This is a genomic window from Dactylosporangium sp. NPDC050588 (genome assembly GCF_040654975.1).
Taxonomy (GTDB): Bacteria; Actinomycetota; Actinomycetes; order Mycobacteriales; family Micromonosporaceae; genus Dactylosporangium; species Dactylosporangium maewongense.
On the sequence record NZ_JBFAJA010000091.1, the window covers coordinates 1 to 19424 of the forward strand.

The following is a 19424-nucleotide window of genomic DNA, read 5'->3' on the forward strand; positions in this document are numbered from 1 at the left end:
CCGTTGTTGTAGTACTTGTACTTCAGCTTGTTGTCCGTGGTACGGACGTACACCTCGGTGGTGCCGTACTTCGGGTTGTACAGCAGTGCCGGGTCGCTGGCGATCGAGCCGCCGAGGTCGGACCACCCGGACCAGCCGTTGGCGTAGTACTTGTACTTCAGCGTCCCGTCAGCGAACCGGGCGTAGATCTCGGTCGTGCCGTACTTCGGGTTGTACAAGATGGCCGGGTTACCTGCCAGCTCGCCCCCGAGGTCGTTCCACCCGGACCAACCGTTGGAGTAGTAACGGTAGGCAAGGTGGTTGTTCGACAGACGCGCGTACACCTCGGTGGTGCCGTACGTCGGGTTGTACAGCACAGCCGGGTCACCCTGCGTGTTGCCACCCAGGTCAGACCAGTCCGACCACTCAGTGCCGGCCCGGTACGCGTACACGATCCGGTTGTCCGTCGTGCGGCCGTACACCTCGGTCGTGCCGAAACGCTGGTTGTTGATCCCAACGGGCTTCGACGCGATCGCCGGCGGGTCGACCTGACGCACGTACAGGAGCCGGTTCGCCGTGCTGTTCCACGCAGGACCGGGACCGTAACCGCCGTACATGTCCATGGCGCCGTTCGTGGCGCTCTGGATGAGCGCCTGGCGCACCTGTGACGGGGTGTAGTTCGGGTGTGTCTGCAGGATCAGCGCAGCCGCACCAGCCACGTGCGGAGCAGCCATCGACGTGCCCCAGAGCGACTCAGCGTAGGTCCCGGGGGCGATGGACGCCGACCAGATGTCGCCGCCCGGTGCGAGGATGTCCACGCACGGCCCGTAGTTCGACCAGCTGATCGGGTAGTCGCGGCCGTTGTACCGCCACGAGCCACCGACGGTCAGCGCGTCAGGAACCCGAGCCGGCGACATGTTGCAGGCGTTGACCGGGTCGTCGTTGGCGTCGCCGTTACCGGCGGCGATCGTGTACGTCAGACCCGACGCGATCGACTTCCGGACGGCCTCGTCCTCCGTCGGGAAGATTTGCGACCCACCGAGGCTCATGTTGACCACGGCCGGCTTGACCGCGTTCGCCGTGACCCATTCGATGCCGGCGACGACCTCAGAGGTCCAGCCGCCGCCGTTGCAGTCCAGGACGCGGACCGCGACGATCTTCACCTGCTTGGCCACACCATACGTGGCGCCGCCGATTGTGCCGGCCACGTGCGTGCCGTGCCCCTCGCAGTCGGAAACGTTGTCCGGCAGGTTGTGCTCGGGCGTGTTCCGACCATACGGGTCGGTGGCCGGGCGGAGCGCCCGGTCGACGAAGTTCTTGCCCCACGAACCCCGGCCGCCGAACTCGCCGTGCTCCTTGTACAGACCCGTGTCGATCACGTACGCAGTCACTGACGGCGCCGTGTTCGGGTAGGTGTACTGGTAGTCCAGCGCCGACGAACGCTGATCGACCCGGTCCAGGTTCCAGACCGGGTAGCTCTGCGTGTCCGACTTGTGCTGCAGCACGTCACGCGAGACGGACGCCACCGACTGGTCTGCCGCCAGACGCGCGGCCTGGTCCTCGGAGAGACCGGTGACCGCGAAGCCCTTCAGCACGACGCTGTACTCGTTGGTGACTTTGCCGCCGTGGCGGGTCGTCAGAGCCTTCGCCGAACTGGTGACGTTGGCCTTCGCCTGCGCCGTGTTCATGCCACTGAAGGCGGTGCTCTTCAGCTGAACGATGTAGCTACCCGGCAGAGCCTGGTCCGCGTTGCCGAAAACCTCGCCCCGCGGTGGTTTGACCACCTCTGCCGATGCCGGCGTGCCCGAGACGAGCACGACACCCGCGGCGGCGAGCGTCGAGACGCCCACCATCGCCCAGCGCCGCGGCCGGCTTACGAGCCGTCCATACGCAGCCCTTTCCTTGCCCTTTGTGTTGATGGTTATTCCCTCCCCATGAGGATCACCCGGCGGACATCGACGGTTCACGCCAGAAGGGTGATCGGAATTAGGGAGAGACTAAGTGGACGACCCCGTTCTCGGCCACCCCGTTCGGGTGTTCATGTCGTGAAGATCGGACGAAGGGACTAGCCGTGTGTTAGCCAGGCGGCGAGGGGCCCCGGCGGTTTGCTCCTGACCGTATGCTTCGCCCGACGTCCGGCCTAGGAGCGCACCATGTCCGATCCATCCCAATCCCTGCCCCAGCAGCCTCCCTACCCGCCGGCCGCACCGCCTCCGTTGCCGCCGCAGCAGGTGTACGAGCAGCCGCAATTCGGTCAGCCACAGCAGCCGCAATTCGGGCAGACGCCTTACGGGCAACCGCAATACGGTCAACCGCAGCAGGCGCAATACGGTCAGCCACAGCCCCAATACGGGCCGCCGCAATTCCACCAGCCACAGTGGACACCGCCGCCCGCCAAGAACCGTACGGCGCTGATTGTGAGCATCGTCGCAGTCGTCGTCGTCCTGCTGTTCGCGGCGGCGGTGACGGTCGCGTACAAGCTCACGCGCGACGACGAGCCGGCCGCGACCGCCTCAGCGGCGAACACGGCCGGTGGTGGCGGCGGCGAGAAGCGGCTGCGCCTGACGGCGCCGGCGACCGTCGGGTCGTGGAAGAAGGCGAGCAGTCAGGAGCTCGCCGACAAGCTGAGCGCCGCCGGCACCGTCAGCCTCATCGACGAGCCGTTCGCGGCCCAGTACGACAACGGCGGCATCACCGCGGCGATCTGGGGCGGGACCGGCAAGGAAATCCGGTACGACTCGGCGCAGGAGCTGTTCACGGCGTTCGTCAAGGGCGCCCTGACGATCACCCCCGGCACGCCCGGGACGACGTCGCCGGTCGACCCGGGGCTGATCGGCGGCCAGGCGTACTGCGTGGCCATCAAGGGCAGCGGCGCCGGTTCGTCGGCCTGCCTCTGGTTCGCGGACCAGCTGACGGTCGGGTTCGTCTTCACCGGTGGCGAGCCGGACGCCGCGGGCGGATACGTGAAGGAGATGCTGTCGGGCTTGGTGACCTTCGGCTAACGGTCCGGGACGCCGAGGTTCAGCTCGGCGGTGGCGAGCATGCGGGCGATCTCGATCCGCGGCTGCCGGAACTCCATCGCCACGACCTGGAACGGGTCGACGACGTGGACGGCGCCCTGCGCGTCGGTGGCGCTCAGCACGTACCGGTAGCCGCGCGGCGCGTTCGGTGCGGGCCGGACCTCCCAGGCCGCGCCGAGGCGGGCCGCCATGACGCGCGCGACGAACGACACGAGGTCGGCGTGCAGGGTGACCCAGTCGTCGGTCTGGAACTCCGTCAGGGGCAGCCGGTTCACGTACACCTGCAGCAACGGCACGACGGAGACCGGGTCGCGCTCGGCTTCGTCGGCTGGGGCACCGACGAGCTCGGCGACCGCGGCGAAGTTCTTCCGCGAGCCGGCGGCCCAGTCCTCCAGATCGGCGTCGGTCACCATGGACGGCCCTTCACCGGTTGCGCAGACGGGCGAGGAACGAGCGGGGCGCCGGCCGCTGACCCACGACGGCCGCGGGCCGTTTGACGGCGGCCGGCCGTTTGACGGTGGACGACGGCGCGGTGATCAGGCCGCGGGTGCGCAGCTCGGCCCAGATCCACGGCGGGCACAGCCCCCGGTAGCTGCGGAACTCCTCCAGCGGCACCCGGGTCGGCCGCAGCTCCAGCCAGCTCTCCTTGCTCAGCACGCCGCGGCACCGCTCCAGTGGCAGGGGTAAGTAGTCGTCGAAGCGCGACTTGTCCTGGCTGGTGATCTTGAGCACGTCGGCGCCGCCGGTGTCGGCGCTCAGCACCAGCACCGGGCGGTCCTTGCCTTCGTCGTCCTCCTCGAAGGTCACGAACGCGTTCCACACCTCGTGCGTCTTGGGCACGCGGACGGCCGGGTCGCGGGCCGGTCGCGGAGCCACGTCGGGACGGAGGCGGCGCAGCACCGCGATGGTCAGTACCGCGGCGGCGAGGGCGAGCAGCGGCAGGGTCAGCAGCATGATCGCCACCGTGGTGGTGGAGGCGGTGCGGGGGTTGCCGGCGACGGGCACGTGGTTGACGGCCGCCCATGCCCCGACCAGGCCGACGGCCGCGAGCACCACCCCGGCCCGCACGAACAGGTGCACGACGCCGTCGATGTCCGCGAACTGCCAGACGGCGATGCACACCACCAGCGCGCCCAGGGTCACGGCGCCGCCGGTCCAGAAGTCGAAGACCCGGAAGCCGAGCGCATAGGCGACGCACTTGGCGGCGATGCAGCCCGCGAGCAGGATGCCGGCGCGGACGAAGATCTGGCCCGCGCTGTTTCCGCCGGGCGTGCGGAAGCGGCGGCCGAGCACGAGGGCCACGACCGGCGAGGCGACCAGCCCCGGCCAGATCGCGCCGGCGTCGCTGTGGCCGAGCAGCACGTCGGCGGGCAGGCCGATGACGGCGGCGCCGCCGAACCAGGCGGCCACCACGATCGGCAGCAGCACCCAGCCCAGCGGCGTGAGGAACAGGGCCCGCGACTCCCACGCGATGACGCACACCAGGCCGAACCCGATCGCGGCGGCGATGAAGAGCAGCGCCCCGGTGCCGTTGAGCAGCCCGTCAGCGACGGCCATGCGCGCTCCTCCCCCACACGGTCGGCATCAGCCTGCCATAGACCATTGTGTCGCCGGTACGGTCCGCGCGGGCCCGACAATTCGCGCTGTCGCGACCGCGTCACACCCAGTCACGCCGCCGCGGCGCCTCACGTGAGGTCGTCGAGCGCCGCCGCCTCCGACACGGTCTCCTCCGGCAGTTGCGGCGCCGGCGACGGCCACGGCTTGAGGCCCTGCACGACGGTGCCGTAGAACGCGTCGAGCGCCGTGATGACGCTGTGCACGAAGGCCCCTCTGACGCCGGACCGCCTGGCGCCCATCGGAGTGCTCCGGCTCAGCTTGAAGGTGGTGATGACCAGCCCGGCCGCGCCCGGGATCTTCAAGGTCGCGTCGAGGACGCCGTCGACGGCGAGCTTCGAGACGACCGCGGCCTGCCGGGCGGCCGGGTCCACGGCGAGCCGGCGGGGCAGCGGGCTGGTGACGGTGACCCCGAGCTCGGCGGTGAGGTGCAGGCAGAGGAACCGCACCAGCCGCAGCCACGCGTCGGCGACCGCGGGCACCTTACGGTCGGCGGCCCGCAACGTGCCGGCGACCGCCGCGTCCCGGACGGTCGCCCACGCGGCGCCCATGTCGTCGAACCCGGACGCGCCCGAGCGGGGGTGCTCCAGGTACTTGATGAACTCGGCCAGAATCCACGCCTGGACCGGCGTCTCGACGCCGCGGTGCGTGAGCACCATCCTGGCCTCCTGCAGGATCTCGGCCCACGACAGGTGCAGCATCCCGACCTTGCGGAGCTTGCGCTTGTCCACGTCGACGGGGTGCTCGCCGGCGCCGGGCGCGATCTCGTTGGACAGCGTGACGACCACGTCGTAACCGCGGATCCGGGCGACGTCGAGGTACTTCTCGACCTGGTCGCGGCGCAGCTGGGAGGTGCCGGTCTTGACCTCGAGCAGGCACATCCACAGGCGGCTGCCGCGGGCGACCCTGATCACGCCGTCCGGGATGACCTTGCGGTCGGCGAGCTCGAACTGCACCTCGGCGAACGTCTCCACGGTGCCCGCGGGGGCGCCGAGCCGCGCGACGATGCCGCGGGCGAACGGGCGGACGGCGTACATGGTCGCCAGCAGCGCCGACGTGGCCCGCTTCTCCTGCTCCTCGGCCGCGCCGACACCGGCGACCGAGAAGAGCCGGGCCGCCGGCCAGTTCGTGCCGCCGGCCAGGGCGGGCACCGGCGGCATGATCCTGGTGGTCCGGGGTTGCCTGGTGCGCACCGTCTTCGCCCGGCTGGCCGCCGGAGCGGCGCGAGGCCGGCGAGGCCGGTGTCCCAGCCCTGACCGACCGCGCGCAACTTCCAGGCACCGTTGCGCCGGTACACCTCACCGAACACGAATGCCGTCTCGACCGTGGCGTCGGTGATGTCGTACCGGACGATCGGCGCTCCCCCGTCGTCCAGCGCCACGAGATGCATTCCGCTCAATTCGCCGAACGAGCCCCGGTCGAGACTCGCGGCAATCGCAATGGTGTCGACATCACCGGGCACCGACTCGAGGTCGACCGCGATCCGCTCCTCCACACCGCCCTCGGTGACGCTCGCACCGAGATGCCGCACCGACCCGTCCGCCGAGGTCGGCTGGTTGGAGAAGACGAAATCAGCGTCCGACAGGTGCCCACCACCGCCCGTAGTGGGCACCCCATCCGTACAGGCGGATCAAACGAGAGGGAAGGCGACGTCGCAGACCTCGTCCGACGGGGCAGCGGCGCCGAAGTCGGCGAAGTAGACCTCGCGGGGTGAGGAGCTGACCGGCAGGCCCTGGGCGGCGACCCACTGCGCGACCGCGTCGAAGGCGGACAGAATCTGCGGGTACGCGACCTGGGCCTTGATGATGCGGGTGAACGCCTCGCGGTGGGCCGGCTCGACGCGGACGGCGCTGTCCAGCGGGCCGGACGGGTCGACCGGCAGGCAGATCTCGACGGGGCCGTCGCTGTCCTCGTTGACCTCGCCGTGGTACACGATGAAGCAGGGGCCGGTCATGCCGTCGCCGTGGCCGGTGGCGGCCTTGAGCAGGCGGCCGATGGCCTCGTCGATCCAGGCCTGCAGCTCCTGGGCGTTCACGTGCCGCTGTTCGGTCAGCACCGTCTGTTGGGGCACGTCGCGGACCTGCACTTCGTACATGGTGAGACTCTCCCGGTCGTCGAGCAGCCGGCTGCGCAGGTGGGTGACGAGCTCGCGGCGGACGGCCGTCGCGTGCTCCTGGGCGGCCCAGTAGTCACCGAGGAGGCCGGCCCGCGTCCGCGGGTCGGGGGCGGCGACGATCGCGGCGACGGTCGCGAGCGGCATGTCGAGGCGGCGGAGCCGGGCGATCAGCCTGGCCGTCTCCAGCTGCTCCTCGCGGTACCAGCGGTAGCCGTTGTGCTCGTCGACGGCGGCGGGCAGGAGCAGGCCCTGCCGTTCGTACAGCCGCAACGCCTTCGGGGAGAGCCACGACCGCCGTGCGAACACCCCGATGGTGAGCAGCTCCTCGTCCACCTGCGCTCCTTCCGGGCCGGGCGGACCGCCCGGCGCGATTCAGGGTCGGCCTTGCCCATGGGGCAAGGTCAAGCCGCGCCGCCGGCGGCGGAAAATGCCGGTGCGTGCGCCGGCCGGCTGAGCCAGTATGGGGCGAGGACCACGTCGAGGACTCGAGGAGCGGACATGCGCGCAGGGATCACGTCCATCCGGAAGGGAGTCATCGACGCTGGAGGCCTGACCCTGCATGACCATCCTCAACCTCGGCATCGTCGCGCATGTCGACGCCGGTAAGACCAGCCTGACCGAGCGGCTGCTGTTCCGCGCCGGCGTCATCGACCGGATCGGCAGCGTCGACGACGGCAGCACGCAGACCGACTCGCTCGCCCTTGAACGGCAGCGGGGCATCACCATCAAGTCCGCGGTGGCGTCGTTCCCCGTCGGCGGCGTCACGGTCAACCTGATCGACACACCCGGGCACCCCGACTTCATCGCCGAGGTGGAGCGCGCGCTCCGCGTCCTGGACGGCGCCGTCCTCGTCGTCTCCGCGGTCGAGGGCGTCCAGGCGCAGACCCGGATCCTGATGCGGACGCTGCGGCGGCTGCGCGTACCGACGCTGATCTTCGTCAACAAGATCGATCGGCGCGGCGCCCGGCACGAGGACCTCCTCGCCGACCTCGCGGCCATGCTGACGCCCGCGCTCGCCCCTATGGGCCGCCCCACCGGCCTGGGCACGCCCGGCGCCGCCTTCGAGCCCGGCACCGCCCGCCTGGCGGAGGCCCTGGCCGAGCACGACGAGCAGGCCATGGCTGCTTTTGTGCACGATGCGGCCGATGTACGGCTGGAGCCCGAGCTCGCCCGGCAGACCGCGGCGGGGCTGGTCCACCCGGTGTACTTCGGCTCGGCGACGACCGGTGCGGGGGTCGACGCGCTGGTCTCCGGTCTCGCCACGATCCTGCCCGCAGCGACCGGCGACCCCGGCGCCCCGCTGTCCGCGACGGTGTTCAAGGTCGAGCGCGGCCCGGCCGGCGAGAAGATCGCGTACGTCCGCCTCTTCGCCGGCACGATCCACGTCCGCGACCAGCTCCCGGCCGGCAAGGTCACCGCGATCGGCATCCCCTCGGGCGGCACCGCGGTGCCCGTCGGGTCGGTCGCCGCGGGCCAGATCGGCAAGCTGTGGGGCCTCAGGACCGTCCGGATCGGCGACACCATCGGCGCTGACCCGCCGCGCGCGGGCTCGGCCCAGCTCTTCGCGCCTCCTACGCTGGAGACCGTCGTCGTGCCCCGGAACCCGCGCGACCGCGCCCGCCTGCACGCGGCGCTCGCCCAGCTCGCGGAGCAGGACCCCCTGATCGACCTGCGCCTGTCCGACACACCGCCCGACACACCGCCCGGCTCGGCGGCGGGCTCGGGGACTGGTTCTCCGTCGGGTTCGAGGGCCGGTTCGAGGGCCGGTTCGCCGTCGGGTTCGCCGTCGGGTTCGCCGTCGGGTTCGCCGTCGGGTTCGCCGTCGGGTTCGGCGGCGGGTTCGCCGTCGGGTTCGCCGGGCGTCTCTCTGGCCGTCTCGTTGTACGGCGAGGTCCAGAAGGAGGTCATCGAGGCGACGCTCGCCGCGGAGCACGGCGTGCTGGTCGACTTCCGCGAGTCGACGATCGTCTACGTCGAGCGGGTCGCCGGCACCGGCTCCGCCGTGGAACTGCTCGGCGCGCCGGACAACCCGTTCCTCGCCACGGTCGGCCTGCGCGTCGAACCCTCCGACGGCGGTATCGAGTTCCACCTGGACGTGCCCGTCGAGTCCATGCCGATGTACGTCTACAACAGGGCCGCCGACTTCGAGGCCGCGATGTCCTCGTACGTGCGCGACACCCTCCGCCAGGGCCTGCACGGCTGGAACGTCACCGGCGCCAGGGTCACGATGACCACGTCCGGCTACCAGGCCCCCAGCAGCTCCGCCGCCGACTACCGCAAGCTGACCCCCTTGGTGCTCATGCGCGCGCTGCGCCAGGCCGGCACGCAGGTCTGCGAGCCGGTCCACCGCTTCCATCTCGAGATCCCGGCCTCCACCACGGGCGTGGTGCTCGGCCTGCTGTCGAAGCTCGGCGCCGTGCCGTCGTCGCAGGACCAGCGCCGCGACTGGTGCGAGGTGACCGGCACCATCCCGGCGGCGCGCATCCGCGATCTGGAACGCCGCCTGCCCGGCATCAGCCACGGCCTCGGAGTCCTGGAGTACGCCTTCGACCACCACCGTCCTGTCCACGGAACGCCGCCCGTCAGGCCCCGCTCCGACCACAACCCGCTGAACCGCAAGGAGTACCTGCTGTGGGTCTCACGCCGCGTCGCCGCCGGCCCCGTCGGTTAACTCCTGCCGCAACCGGGCCAGGGTGATCCGCATGCCCTCCCGGTTGTCCTCGGGCCTCGTCTTCGCGGCCTTCCCGGTGAAGATCCTGCCGAGGATCATCGCCCCGCGAACCCGCTGGTCGATCCAGTACTGGGTGACCTCGGTCCCGCCCTCGACCCCCGCGAGCCGGAACCCCCACCGGGCGACCGGCATCCCGAACGTCGTCACGTCGAACGCGAACTCCACCCCGGGCTCCGCCGCCACCACCTCGCACGTGGTGAACCAGACATACGCCCCGCGCCGGTTGAACCCGACGAACCGCCGCGGCACCCGCTCCGGCGACCGCGTCAGCACCCAGGTGCCGAAGCACTCGGGACTGTGCCTCGCCATCCGCCGCACGTCCGCCACCGCCCGGAACACCACCTCCGGCGCCACGCCGACGGTGACCCTCTCGACGACCTCGTCAGCCATCTCTCAGCTCCCCATCCGTTCTTCGAACCGGGCCCGGTCAAGGTAGTCCGTCCCGCGCGGCCAATCACCCAAGTCGCCACCGCCGATCGCTGACCGCAGGTCGTGTCGCTCAAGCCGCCCGGCGGCCACCGACCCGGCCAGATCACCACCCGCAGGCCGTGTTGCTCAAGTCGTCACCGGCCACTTACCAGACAGGTCACCACCCGCAGGTCGTGCCGCTCGACCCATCGCCACCGGCCACCAACGACCAGGTCACCACCCGCAGGCCGTGTTGCTCGAATCGCCACCGCCGACCACCGACCGGCCTGATCAACACCCGCAGGGTCGTGCCGCTCAACCCATCGCCACCGGCCACCAACGACCAGGTCACCACCCGCAGGCCGTGTTGCTCGAATCGCCACCGCCGACCACCGACCGGCCTGATCAACACCCGCAGGGTCGTGCCGCTCAACCCGTCGCCACCGGCCACCAACGACCAGGTCACCACCCGCAGGCCGTGTTGCTCGAATCGCCACCGCCGACCACCGACCGGCCTGATCAACACCCGCAGGGTCGTGCCGCTCAACCCATCGCCGCCAGCCACCGACCGGTCAGGTCACCACCCGCAGGTCGTGGATCAGCTCCGAGAAGACGACCGGCGGCAGGTCCCCGAACGTCCTGCCGTCGGCGCGAGCTAAGACCAGGTCGGCGACCGTCTGCGGCGGTGCGGAGTCGACCGTGTCGGAGGCGTGCCAGCCGGGCTCGGTGTCGAGCACCGCGTAGACGCCCCCGCCGATCGGCTTGGCCATCTGCACGACGGCGTCATACCAGCGGGTCCAGCCGTGCCGCTCAAGACCACGCAGCACCGCGACCGTCACCTTCCGCCCCTCGAAGCGATCGATCGCCCGCGCGCCCCGCTCCTCGTCCGTGACGCGGTACGCCGGCCGCCCCAACTGCTCGAACGGCTGCAGCAGCTCGTAATCGGCGAACACCTCACCCCACGCCGCCAGCCCGCCCTCGGGGAACTGCAGCGGATGCAGCACACCGAGCGCCGCACCGGCCGGCAGGATCACGGGCTCGTCGTCGACACCAGCAAGGGTGCCGTCCTCGGCGACCCGGACGGTCGTGACAAGCCCACCGCGCTCCTCCCCCGCTGTCGCGGTCGGTACCAGGTCCTCGAACACCCCCCAGACCAGCCGCCGGGCGAGGTGGCTCATCCACGGGTGGGTGGCGAAGCGGTCGAGGAAGATGGCGGCCGGGATGCGGCGGCCGGTGCACATGGCGCGCTCCAGCCGCGACACGTGCAGCGACGCCGACGCGCGGGCCTCCTTGCGCAGCGCGGTGATGCGGTCCTTGGCCTGCTTGTGTCGCTGCTTGTCCTCACCGCGGGCCGGCTTGGGCAGCTCGGCGTGGACCCGGCCGGTCGCGTCACGGACGACGGGCAGCAGCTGGTGGTCGAAGACGATCCGGAACGTGCCGGCGTCGGTCTCGACCGTGTCGCCGTCGTCGTCGAGGCCGAGGGTGGGCACGAGCCGGTCGGCGAGCTCGTCGGAGGTGAGGCCGCGCAGGTCGGCGATCGCTTCGATGTGCTGGCGGGCGACGCTCTTGAACACGGGGAACCTGGACTTCTCGGCGAGCAGATTGAGCTCGATGAGCGCCGCGTCGGTGCCGCGGTGCCGCAGCGCGTCGAGGGCGGCCTGCGCACGGGCGCTCGCGCCCTGCCCCGGCCAGTGCTTGGCGAGCGCGGCGATGCGGCGCGCGCCCGCGTCGTCGCCGATGAGCCCGACGGCCTGCATGCACCAGCCGTCGGGAGCGGGCGCGCCCGCGGTGAGCCACCGCTCGAACAGCTCCTGCGCGAACGCCGCCCGCGACCCCGCCGTCCACGCGTCACGGGCGGCGAGGACCGCGGGATGCACCTCGTCGGCGTTGCAGACGGAGAGCCTGGCCAGCAGGTGCTCGACCGTGTCAGGGTCGGCGACGGCGCCATCGAGAGTGGCGATCAGCGACGGCAGCGGCGTGGCTGTCACGTACTGCGGCAGCTTCACCGACGTGACCGGGTCCTTGTCGAGCAGCGCGACGAGGTCGCCGGCCCGCTCCCCCGCCTGCGCGAGCAGCAGCGGGCGGTGACCCTGCGCGTCGAGATACCGCAGGACCCGCCCGACCGCGGTGTCCGCCGGCGTCGCCGACCACAGCGCGACGGCGCCCGCCGCGGCGTGCCGGGGATGGCGCAGCAGCCAGGACCGGGCGGGGCGGCGCAGCTTCTTGCCGGCGAACGCCTGCACGACCGGCGCAATCAACGCGACGTGCCCGACCGGCTGCGCGGCCTCCAATGCGTGCTCCACGCTGGCCCGGTCGGAGAACGCGGCGAGCAGCGGGGCGACGTGACTGATGCCGTGCCGGGCCAGCAGCAGCGGCAGCGTGAACCGCACGTGGTAGTAGTGCTGCGCGAAGCCGAGTGCCATCAGCCGCTCATGTGTCCACAGTGGAGCGATCGCGAGCATGGTCAGCGTCGTCGGCAGCGCCCAGTGCTCCCGATGCTCCAGCCACGCCGTCACCTGGGCCGTGTCGCACCGGCTGATCGACACGCCGTCCCACCGCACCGAGCCGTCGTCGCCGCCCAGCCCCTCGGCCGCCGCCCGCTCCTCGTCGCGCCAGCGCAGCTCGGGCTCGACCGGCACCGCGGGCTCCAACCAGACCGGATGCGCCGCGGCGGGCGGCCGGTAGTCGCAGGGGATGCCGTCGGGCACCACCATCTCGGTCGCCGGATCGCGGCCGGGCTCGAACGCGCCGGGGTCGGTGAGCGGGCCGAGCGCCGCCCACGGGTGCCCGGCCTCCCGCTCCCGCCGCAGCGCCTCGCGCGCCGCGTCGTCGTCGATGTGGGCCAGCAGGCTGCACCACATGCCGTTGTGATGGGCATGGTCCTCGAACGGATACGCCGGCTTCATCGTGGCCATGACGGGACCCGCGGCGGCGCCGGCGATGTCGAGGACGCTCGCGAGATAGGCCCGGCCACCGCCCGTGCCGAAGAACTCCCACCGAACCTTCTCGTTGGCGGCGAGGAGCTTCTTGAGCGTGCCGAGGTCGCCGGCGGCGAGCCCGGACGCATGGACGTCCACGTTGCCGAATCTGCCGCTGTACCGCATAGCGTCGCGATGCGCGCCGCGCTCCTCCTCGCCGGCTTGGGGGCCCAGCGGCAGCAGGAACGAGGTGGCCCAGAACAGGTCGGCGCGGACGCTGCCGGTGTGCTCGGCGGCCTTCTTGTCGCGGACTTCCAGCAGCGCGTCACGGGCCTGGGCATAGGTCGGCTCGTCGGCGAGGACCAGCAGCTCACGCAGTCGACCGAAGACCCCGACACCGACATAGGGCAGCTCGACGTGCAGCCCACCGAGGATCCGACGGCAGCCCTCGACCAGGCCGTGCGCCGCGACGAGGAAGTCGGCGAGCCAGTCGTGAACCGGGCCGGACAGATACTCGAACCTGGCCCGGCACGCCTCCACGAGCGCGCGGTCCTCGGCGGCGGTGCCGACCCGGTGCTCGTGGTCCAGCAGCCGGTGCCCTGTCGCGCGCTCCTGCGCCTCCGAGGAGGTGACGAGCTCCCAGACCCTGGACGGATTGCCGCGCTCGCGGATCGCGGCGTCCTCCGACCACACGCCGCGGCGCAGCCCCGCCCATGCCTCCTTCACGGTGGCGAGCGGTCTGATGTCCGTCGTGATGCCGCCACGGCGCGGATGCAGGACCGAACGCAGCCAGGGACTGACCGCGATCCCGTCGCGCCACACGAGCGGCGGCGGCTGCGGCGGGGTCCACTCCAGCGGGGCTGAGGACGCCTGGGGCGTGGTCCATCTGGTCACGGCGTCACACTAACCACGACCACCGACAAAACCGCCCGCCCGCTGATCAACGTTGGACGGAAACCGTCGTACCCGCGTGGTAGGAACAAGGCATCGAGACGGAAGGGGCAACGATGCTCACGGATTCGAAGGCGTTCAGCGGGTTCTCGACGGGCGACGTCCCGGCAGCCAAGCGGTTCTACAGCGAGACCCTCGGCCTCACGGTCGACGAGGAGCACGGCATGCTGCACCTGCGCCTCGCCGGGGACAAGGACGTACTGATCTATCCGAAGCCCGATCATCAGCCGGCGACGTTCACCGTGCTCAACTTCCCCGTCGAGGACATCGAGGCCGCAGTCGACGAGCTGATCCGGCGGGGCGTGACGTTCGAGCAGTATGAGACCACCGACGCCAAGGGCATCCATCGCGCCGGCGGGCCGCTGATCGCATGGTTCCGCGACCCGGCCGGCAACATCCTGTCCGTGCTGCAGCAGTGACGCCATGATCCCGGCAGACGTCTTCGACGAGCACCGCGGTCGGCTCAAGGCCGTCGCCTACCGGGTGCTCGGCCGGGTCGGCGACGTCGAGGACGTCGTGCAGGACGCGTGGCTGCGGTGGAGCACCGTCGACCCGGCGACGGTCGACGACCCCGAGGCGTATCTGGTCCGGGTGACGACCCGGCTGGCGATCGACCGGCTGCGCAGCGCCCAGGCGCGCCGGGAGCACTATGTCGGGCCGTGGTTGCCTGAGCCGATGCTGACCAGCCCCGACGTCGCGGAGCGGGTCGCCCTGGCCGACTCGGTGTCCACGGCGATGCTGCTGGTGCTGGAGTCGCTGTCGCCGTTGGAGCGGGCGGTGTTCGTGCTGCGCGAGGCGTTCGGCTATTCGCACGCGGAGATCGCCTCGTTCGTCGGGCGGAGCGAGGTCTCCGTCCGCCAGACCGCGGCGCGGGCCCGCGCCCACGTCGAGGAGCATCGCGTCAGGTATGACACCGATCTGGCGACGAGGACCGAGGTCACGCAGCGGTTCCTGGCCGCATGCGCCGGCGGCGACCTGCGCAGGCTGGTCGAGGTGCTCGCCCCCGGTGTCGAGCTGGTCAGCGACGGCGGCGGCCTGGCACCCGCACCGCGCAAGGTGATCGCGGGGCTGGAGCTGGTGGCGGGGGCGCTGCTGACGTTCGCCGGCCGCCTGCCCGAGGCACCGAGCATCGCCGTCGAGGATCTCAACGGCGGCCCCGCCATCGTCGTGTATTCCGCCGGTACGCCGGCCGTGGCCGTGTTCCTGTACCTGGTCGACGGCCTGGTCCGCTCGATCCACCTGGTCAGCAACCCCGAGAAGCTCTCCGGCATCCCACCACTGCCGTCAGCGACATGAGGAGGCAATCCGCGCCGTTGCCGGGAAGACCCCGGCACGTTCGGAGGCGATCCTGCGCGCCCGACGAACGACGGACGTTGCGAGGTGACATCGGTGCCGTGTGACGCATCGCAACGAGGACCGGGTCATGCAGTGCTTCGGCAGTGGCGCAGGCGAGACGAAGAGCGGTGAGTGGATGTCGTCGCGCTGGATGGTGCGGAGGAGGCAACCGCGCCTGATGACGGCGCGGTCAGATTGGTGCGGTGGAGGTGACGCGCGTGCTGGCGGCGCGGCAGGGTCGGTGCGGCAGGGTCGGTGCGGCAGGGTCGGTGCGGCAGGGTCGGTGCGGCAGCGGCGACCGCGCCTAATGACGGCGCGGCGGTGACGACCGCACCTGGTGGCGGCGTGGCAGGGTCGGTGCCGCAGCGGCGACCGCACCCGATGACGGCCCGGCAGCGTCGGCCCGGCAGCGTCGGCCCGGCGGTGGCGGGGATGGTGTGGCGTGCGTTGGGTGGTCTGCCGGTGCCGGTGATGGCCGGCCCGGTGTCGGTTCGTGAGTGGGATGGGGGCGCCCCGGCTGTGTTGGGCCGGGTGCCGGGCGCGGATGCCGGTGAGGCGGGCCTTGGACAGCCCGGTCCGGCGGCGGGTGGGGTGGGTGAGCGGCGTCACTGTCGGGGCGGCTCACGGATCGGTGGAGTGGCTCGTCCTGGGGGTGATGCGCGGCCGGCACGGCGGGCGCGCGAGAACCGGAAGGGAGCCGGGCATGCACCGGATCGTTGTCCTCGGCGGCGGGTACACCGGGATGATCGCCGCTATTCGTGTGGCGCGCAGGGCGCGGCGGCTCGGGGTCGTCGTCACGGTGGTGAATCCGTCGGAGCGGTTCGCCGAGCGGTTGCGGATGCATCAGGTCGCCAGTGGGCAGGTCGTTCGGGAGGTGGGGATTCCGGAGCTGTTGCGGGGCACTGGCATCGAGTTCGTGCAGGGGTGGGCGGAGCGGGTCGATCCCGGGCGGCGGGAGGTGAGCGTCGGTGGGCGGGTCGTGGGCTACGACACGCTCGTCTACGCGATCGGCAGTGTGGCGCAGACCGGGACGGTGCCTGGGGCGGAGGCTCACGCGTACACGCTGAACTCCGTCGAATCGGCGGCACGGCTGGCGGACCTGCTCGCCGCGCGGACGGGCGCGACGGTCGCGGTGGTGGGCGGCGGGCTCACGGGCGTCGAGGCTGCCACGGAGATCGCCGAGCGGCACCCGGAGGCCCGCGTGCTGCTGCTCAGCCGTGACGTGCCCGGTTCGATGATGTCGGCGCGGGCGCGGGCGCATCTCGACCGGGCGCTGCGGCGGCTCGGTGTCGGCGTGCGGACCGGGGTCGAGGTCACGAAGGTCCTGCCGGACGGGGTCGAGCTCGCCGGCGGTGAGGTCGTCGGTGCCGACGCGACGCTCTGGACGACCGGGTTCACGGCGTCGCCGCTCGCCGCGGAGGCGGGGATCGCCGTGGATGAGCGCGGGCGGATCGTGGTGGACGCGACGTTGCGGTCCGTGTCGCACCCGGACATCGTCGCGATCGGTGACGCCGCGGCGATCACGCAGCGGTGGGGGACGATCCACGGCACCTGCCAGAGCGGCATTCCCAGCGGGGCGCACGCGGCGGACAGCATCGCGCGGGTGCTCGCCGGGAAGCCGGCCAAGCCGTTCCGGTTCGGGTACATCCACCAGCCGGTGTCCCTCGGCCGCAGGGACGCCGTCATCCAGTTCACCCGGCCCGACGACACCCCGCGGCGCTGGTTCCTCAAGGGTCGCGCCGCGGTCGTATACAAGGAGTTGGTCACGAGGAGCCCGTTGCCGTCGTACCGGCTGTCGAAGCACCTCACCATCCCCGCCGCCGCCCTCTCCTCCCGCGGCTGAGACAGACACCGACAGCCGCGGAGGCGGGCAACGTGGCGGGGAGAACGAGCGGGGTGGGCGGGGGTCATTCGGTGCGGAGGACCTCGGCGATGGTGAGACGGGCGGCGGCGCGGGCTGGGACGAGGGCGCCGAGGACGGCGATCGCGGCGCCGGCGAGGGCCAGGAGCAGCAGGGTGGCCGGCTGCCAGACGTTGAGCAGGGCCAGCGGGATGTCCACCTTCGCGGCGCGGGTTGCCACGGGGACGACGAGACGGTGGGCGAGGACGCCGGTGGGGACGCCGACGAGGCCGCCGAGGAGGCCGAGGCCGGCCATGGACGTCACCGTCATCACGACCACCTGGCGGGGGGTCATGCCGATGGACTTGAGCATGCCGAGGTCGCGGCGGCGTTCGCGGACGTTGAGCAGGACGGTGTTGAGGACGCTCAAGGCGGCCACCACACCGAGCATCAGCGACAGCGCGGTCGACAGGCTGATCATCGAGACCGTGAACGAGTTGACGCCCACGTTGCTCCATGCGGCGAGGCCGGGGTCGGCGGCGCGGACGGAGGCGAGGTACGCGGATATGTCGGTGCCCGGCAGGAGCGAGATCTCGTACATGACCTCGTGGTTGGGGATCGGCTGCTGCGGGCCGAGCCGCTGCAGGGTCTCCCAGGTCGTGATCAGGGCGGGGCCGCCGACGGCGGCGCTCATGGTCTCGCCGACGACGGTCACCTCGGTGCGGTGGCCGTCGAGCTCGAGCGTGAGCCGGTCGCCGAGGTGGATGCCGCGCTCGTGCAGCAGCGCCGAGGGCACGACGATCTCGCCGGGGGCGCGCAGCCACCGTCCGGCGACGATGGCCTCCTTCAACCCCACCTCGTCGTGGTCGCCGCGCAGGAAGTCCACCGGGACCGCCTGGGTCTGCCCGGCGACGGTGACGTCGATCCCGAGCATGGCGGTCACGTGCCGGGTGCCGGGCAGCGACCGCAGCAGCCGCTCGATGTCCTCGTCGGAGCGGGTGGTCGTCGCCTGCTGGAACTGTGGGTTGCCTGGCCGGACCGCGATCGGGGCGGTCTCGTTGCGGTCGGCGATGCTCGAATACCTCGAGACGGTGGTGGCGAGCCCGCTCGCGAACGTCACGGTCGTCACGCCGAGCACGACTGCGGCGACGGTCAGGGCGGTGCGGGCCGGCCGGGCGAAGGGCAGGCCCAGCCCGAGGCTCACCGAGCGCGGCAGCCGGACCCCGCTCAGCCACCGCTGCACCCGCAGCCCCCGGCCGGTGCGGGGAGCGCTGCCGGCGCTGATCGCCTCGGCCGCCGGGAGCCGCCGGGCCCGCAACGCCGGCAGCAGCGCGGCGAGCAGCACCACGACGAGGATCCCGGCGAGCGCGGCGATCTGCACGCGCAGCCCGTTGCCCACGTCGCCGTGGAAACCGAGGCCCTGGAAGGCGTTCGTCAGCAGTGGCCGTGCGGCGAACTCGCCCCCGATGATGCCGAGCCCGCCGCCGACCACCGCCGGCACGGACACCATCGTCAGATACACGCCGACGACCTGGGCCGGGGTGAAGCCGATGGCCTTGAGGATTCCGATGTGCCGGTATCCGGAAACGACCGCCCCGCTGACGACGTTGGCGACGACCAGGACGGCGACGAACAGCCCGAGGAGCCCGAAGACGATCAGGAACGGCACGTAGGCACCCGGGCCGGCCTTCACCGCCTCCTTGATCACCAGGTAGGAGCTGGTGGCGAGCAGGCCGTCGGACGGCAGCGCGGCGGTGAACGCGTCGATGGCCGGCTCGGTCGGCTCGCCGGGCAGCCGGTACAGCATCTGGACGGCGGTCGGATGCAGCTGCGCCATCTGCGCGGGGGTGACCCACGCGTCGGCGGTGCGGCTGACGCTGTACCCGAAACCGACGACCGTGAGCGGCGGCGCGCCCCGCAGCTGGATGACGGACCCGACCAGGGACGGCGGGTGGTAGCCGGCCGCCGGCGGGAGGTCCGCCACCACGATCTCGCCGGGTGCGGTCGCCCAGCGGCCGTCCCACAGCTCGACCCGGTCGACCGGCCCGGCGGGGTCGGCCCGCCCGACGACGGTGAGCGAGTCGGGCAGGTGGAGCGCGGCGTCGGCCGGCGCGGCCAGCACCGCCTGCTCGAACGGCCCGGCGGCCGCCGTGGTGCCGACCGGCGGTGCGGCGGGCGTGGCGCCGGCGGAGCCGGGCTCGTAGACGGCGACGACGTGGGCACCGGCCTGGTCGGCGAAGACCCGCTCGAACGGTGCCGTCGACGCGTCCAGCAGTCGCAGCGCGACCACGAGGGTCGCGGCGGAGAACAGCACGACGATGCCGATGACGAACGTCTGCAGCCTGCGCCGGCGCACAGCGGCCCGCGCGGCCCGCCAGACGGCGCTCATGCCGTCACCTCCGCCGCGATCCGGCGCCGACGCGAGCCCGCAACCACGATCCGGCGCCGGGCCGAGCCGGCAACCACGAACCCGCGCCGGGCCGAGCCGGCAACTCCGGTCGGGCGCCGACGC

At 71.9% G+C, this 19424-nt stretch carries 14 protein-coding genes and 1 pseudogene; 5 read left to right on the forward strand and 10 right to left on the reverse strand.

Annotated features, from left to right (window positions below):
* Positions 1-1946: S8 family serine peptidase (locus tag AB0I21_RS45895; RefSeq protein ID WP_360570507.1), on the reverse strand; the 1946-nt coding region annotated here is incomplete at its 3' end.
* A 450-nt stretch (positions 1947-2396) separates the two neighbouring features.
* Between AB0I21_RS45895 and AB0I21_RS45900 the strand changes: the two genes are divergently transcribed.
* Complete coding sequence (locus AB0I21_RS45900) at positions 2397-2981, forward strand: hypothetical protein (protein ID WP_360570509.1); 585 nt, start codon at positions 2397-2399, stop codon at positions 2979-2981.
* Here the strand turns inward: AB0I21_RS45900 and AB0I21_RS45905 are convergent.
* The 5 genes and pseudogenes from AB0I21_RS45905 to AB0I21_RS45925 form a co-directional block, all read right to left on the reverse strand.
* Positions 2978-3412, reverse strand: coding sequence for a hypothetical protein (locus tag AB0I21_RS45905; RefSeq protein ID WP_360570511.1), 435 nt, complete (start codon positions 3410-3412; stop codon positions 2978-2980). The two genes, AB0I21_RS45900 and AB0I21_RS45905, sit on opposite strands and share 4 nt — an antisense overlap.
* Positions 3413-3422: 10 nt before the next feature.
* Positions 3423-4556 (reverse strand): hypothetical protein, encoded by a 1134-nt coding sequence (locus tag AB0I21_RS45910; protein WP_360570513.1) that lies wholly within the window; start codon positions 4554-4556, stop codon positions 3423-3425.
* A 128-nt stretch (positions 4557-4684) separates the two neighbouring features.
* Entirely contained in the window at positions 4685-5764 is a 1080-nt protein-coding gene (locus AB0I21_RS45915; RefSeq protein ID WP_360570515.1) for a stress response protein, read from the reverse strand.
* An 83-nt stretch (positions 5765-5847) separates the two neighbouring features.
* Positions 5848-6225, reverse strand: a pseudogene (locus tag AB0I21_RS45920) (TerD family protein); the annotation flags it as partial.
* 18 nt (positions 6226-6243) lie between these two features.
* Positions 6244-7062 (reverse strand): MerR family transcriptional regulator, encoded by an 819-nt coding sequence (locus AB0I21_RS45925; protein ID WP_360570517.1) that lies wholly within the window; start codon positions 7060-7062, stop codon positions 6244-6246.
* A gap of 226 nt (positions 7063-7288) precedes the next feature.
* Here AB0I21_RS45925 and AB0I21_RS45930 point away from each other — a divergent pair, with 226 nt between their 5' ends.
* The gene (locus AB0I21_RS45930) at positions 7289-9400 is read left to right on the forward strand and encodes a translation factor GTPase family protein (protein WP_360570519.1); all 2112 of its coding nucleotides are present in this window, start codon (positions 7289-7291) and stop codon (positions 9398-9400) included.
* On the opposite strand, the gene AB0I21_RS45935 is transcribed toward AB0I21_RS45930, so the two are convergent.
* From AB0I21_RS45935 to AB0I21_RS45945, 3 genes are all read right to left on the reverse strand, one after another.
* Complete coding sequence (locus AB0I21_RS45935) at positions 9368-9850, reverse strand: SRPBCC family protein (RefSeq protein WP_360570521.1); 483 nt, start codon at positions 9848-9850, stop codon at positions 9368-9370. The two genes, AB0I21_RS45930 and AB0I21_RS45935, sit on opposite strands and share 33 nt — an antisense overlap.
* Before the next feature lie 196 nt (positions 9851-10046).
* Entirely contained in the window at positions 10047-10415 is a 369-nt protein-coding gene (locus AB0I21_RS45940) for a hypothetical protein (protein ID WP_360570523.1), read from the reverse strand.
* Positions 10416-10440: 25 nt separating this feature from the next.
* Positions 10441-13680 (reverse strand): DUF4132 domain-containing protein, encoded by a 3240-nt coding sequence (locus AB0I21_RS45945; RefSeq protein WP_360570525.1) that lies wholly within the window; start codon positions 13678-13680, stop codon positions 10441-10443.
* A 113-nt stretch (positions 13681-13793) separates the two neighbouring features.
* On the opposite strand from AB0I21_RS45945, the gene AB0I21_RS45950 reads away from it, so the two are divergent.
* The 3 genes from AB0I21_RS45950 to AB0I21_RS45960 all read left to right on the forward strand — a co-directional run bounded on the left by AB0I21_RS45950 (position 13794) and on the right by AB0I21_RS45960 (position 16915).
* Entirely contained in the window at positions 13794-14156 is a 363-nt protein-coding gene (locus tag AB0I21_RS45950) for a VOC family protein (RefSeq protein WP_344510384.1), read from the forward strand.
* A 4-nt stretch (positions 14157-14160) separates the two neighbouring features.
* On the forward strand, positions 14161-15033 hold the full coding sequence (gene sigJ, locus AB0I21_RS45955) for an RNA polymerase sigma factor SigJ (protein ID WP_360570527.1): 873 nt from the start codon (positions 14161-14163) through the stop codon (positions 15031-15033).
* A gap of 742 nt (positions 15034-15775) precedes the next feature.
* A complete protein-coding gene (locus tag AB0I21_RS45960; RefSeq protein ID WP_360570529.1) occupies positions 15776-16915 on the forward strand; it encodes an FAD-dependent oxidoreductase in 1140 nt (379 codons plus the stop codon).
* A gap of 64 nt (positions 16916-16979) precedes the next feature.
* On the opposite strand, the gene AB0I21_RS45965 is transcribed toward AB0I21_RS45960, so the two are convergent.
* A complete protein-coding gene (locus AB0I21_RS45965) occupies positions 16980-19301 on the reverse strand; it encodes an ABC transporter permease (protein WP_360570531.1) in 2322 nt (773 codons plus the stop codon).
* Positions 19302-19424 lie beyond the last annotated feature (123 nt).

Excerpts from the sequence above, each read along its gene's own strand:
- AB0I21_RS45905 (WP_360570511.1), bottom strand. The coding sequence starts at position 3,412 with ATGGTGACCGACGCCGATCTGGAGGACTGGGCCGCCGGCTCGCGGAAG.
- AB0I21_RS45910 (WP_360570513.1), bottom strand. The coding sequence starts at position 4,556 with ATGGCCGTCGCTGACGGGCTGCTCAACGGCACCGGGGCGCTGCTCTTC.
- AB0I21_RS45930 (WP_360570519.1), top strand. The coding sequence starts at position 7,289 with ATGACCATCCTCAACCTCGGCATCGTCGCGCATGTCGACGCCGGTAAG.
- AB0I21_RS45935 (WP_360570521.1), bottom strand. The coding sequence starts at position 9,850 with ATGGCTGACGAGGTCGTCGAGAGGGTCACCGTCGGCGTGGCGCCGGAG.
- AB0I21_RS45950 (WP_344510384.1), top strand. The coding sequence starts at position 13,794 with ATGCTCACGGATTCGAAGGCGTTCAGCGGGTTCTCGACGGGCGACGTC.
- sigJ (WP_360570527.1), top strand. The coding sequence starts at position 14,161 with ATGATCCCGGCAGACGTCTTCGACGAGCACCGCGGTCGGCTCAAGGCC.
- AB0I21_RS45960 (WP_360570529.1), top strand. The coding sequence starts at position 15,776 with ATGCACCGGATCGTTGTCCTCGGCGGCGGGTACACCGGGATGATCGCC.
- AB0I21_RS45965 (WP_360570531.1), bottom strand. The coding sequence starts at position 19,301 with ATGAGCGCCGTCTGGCGGGCCGCGCGGGCCGCTGTGCGCCGGCGCAGG.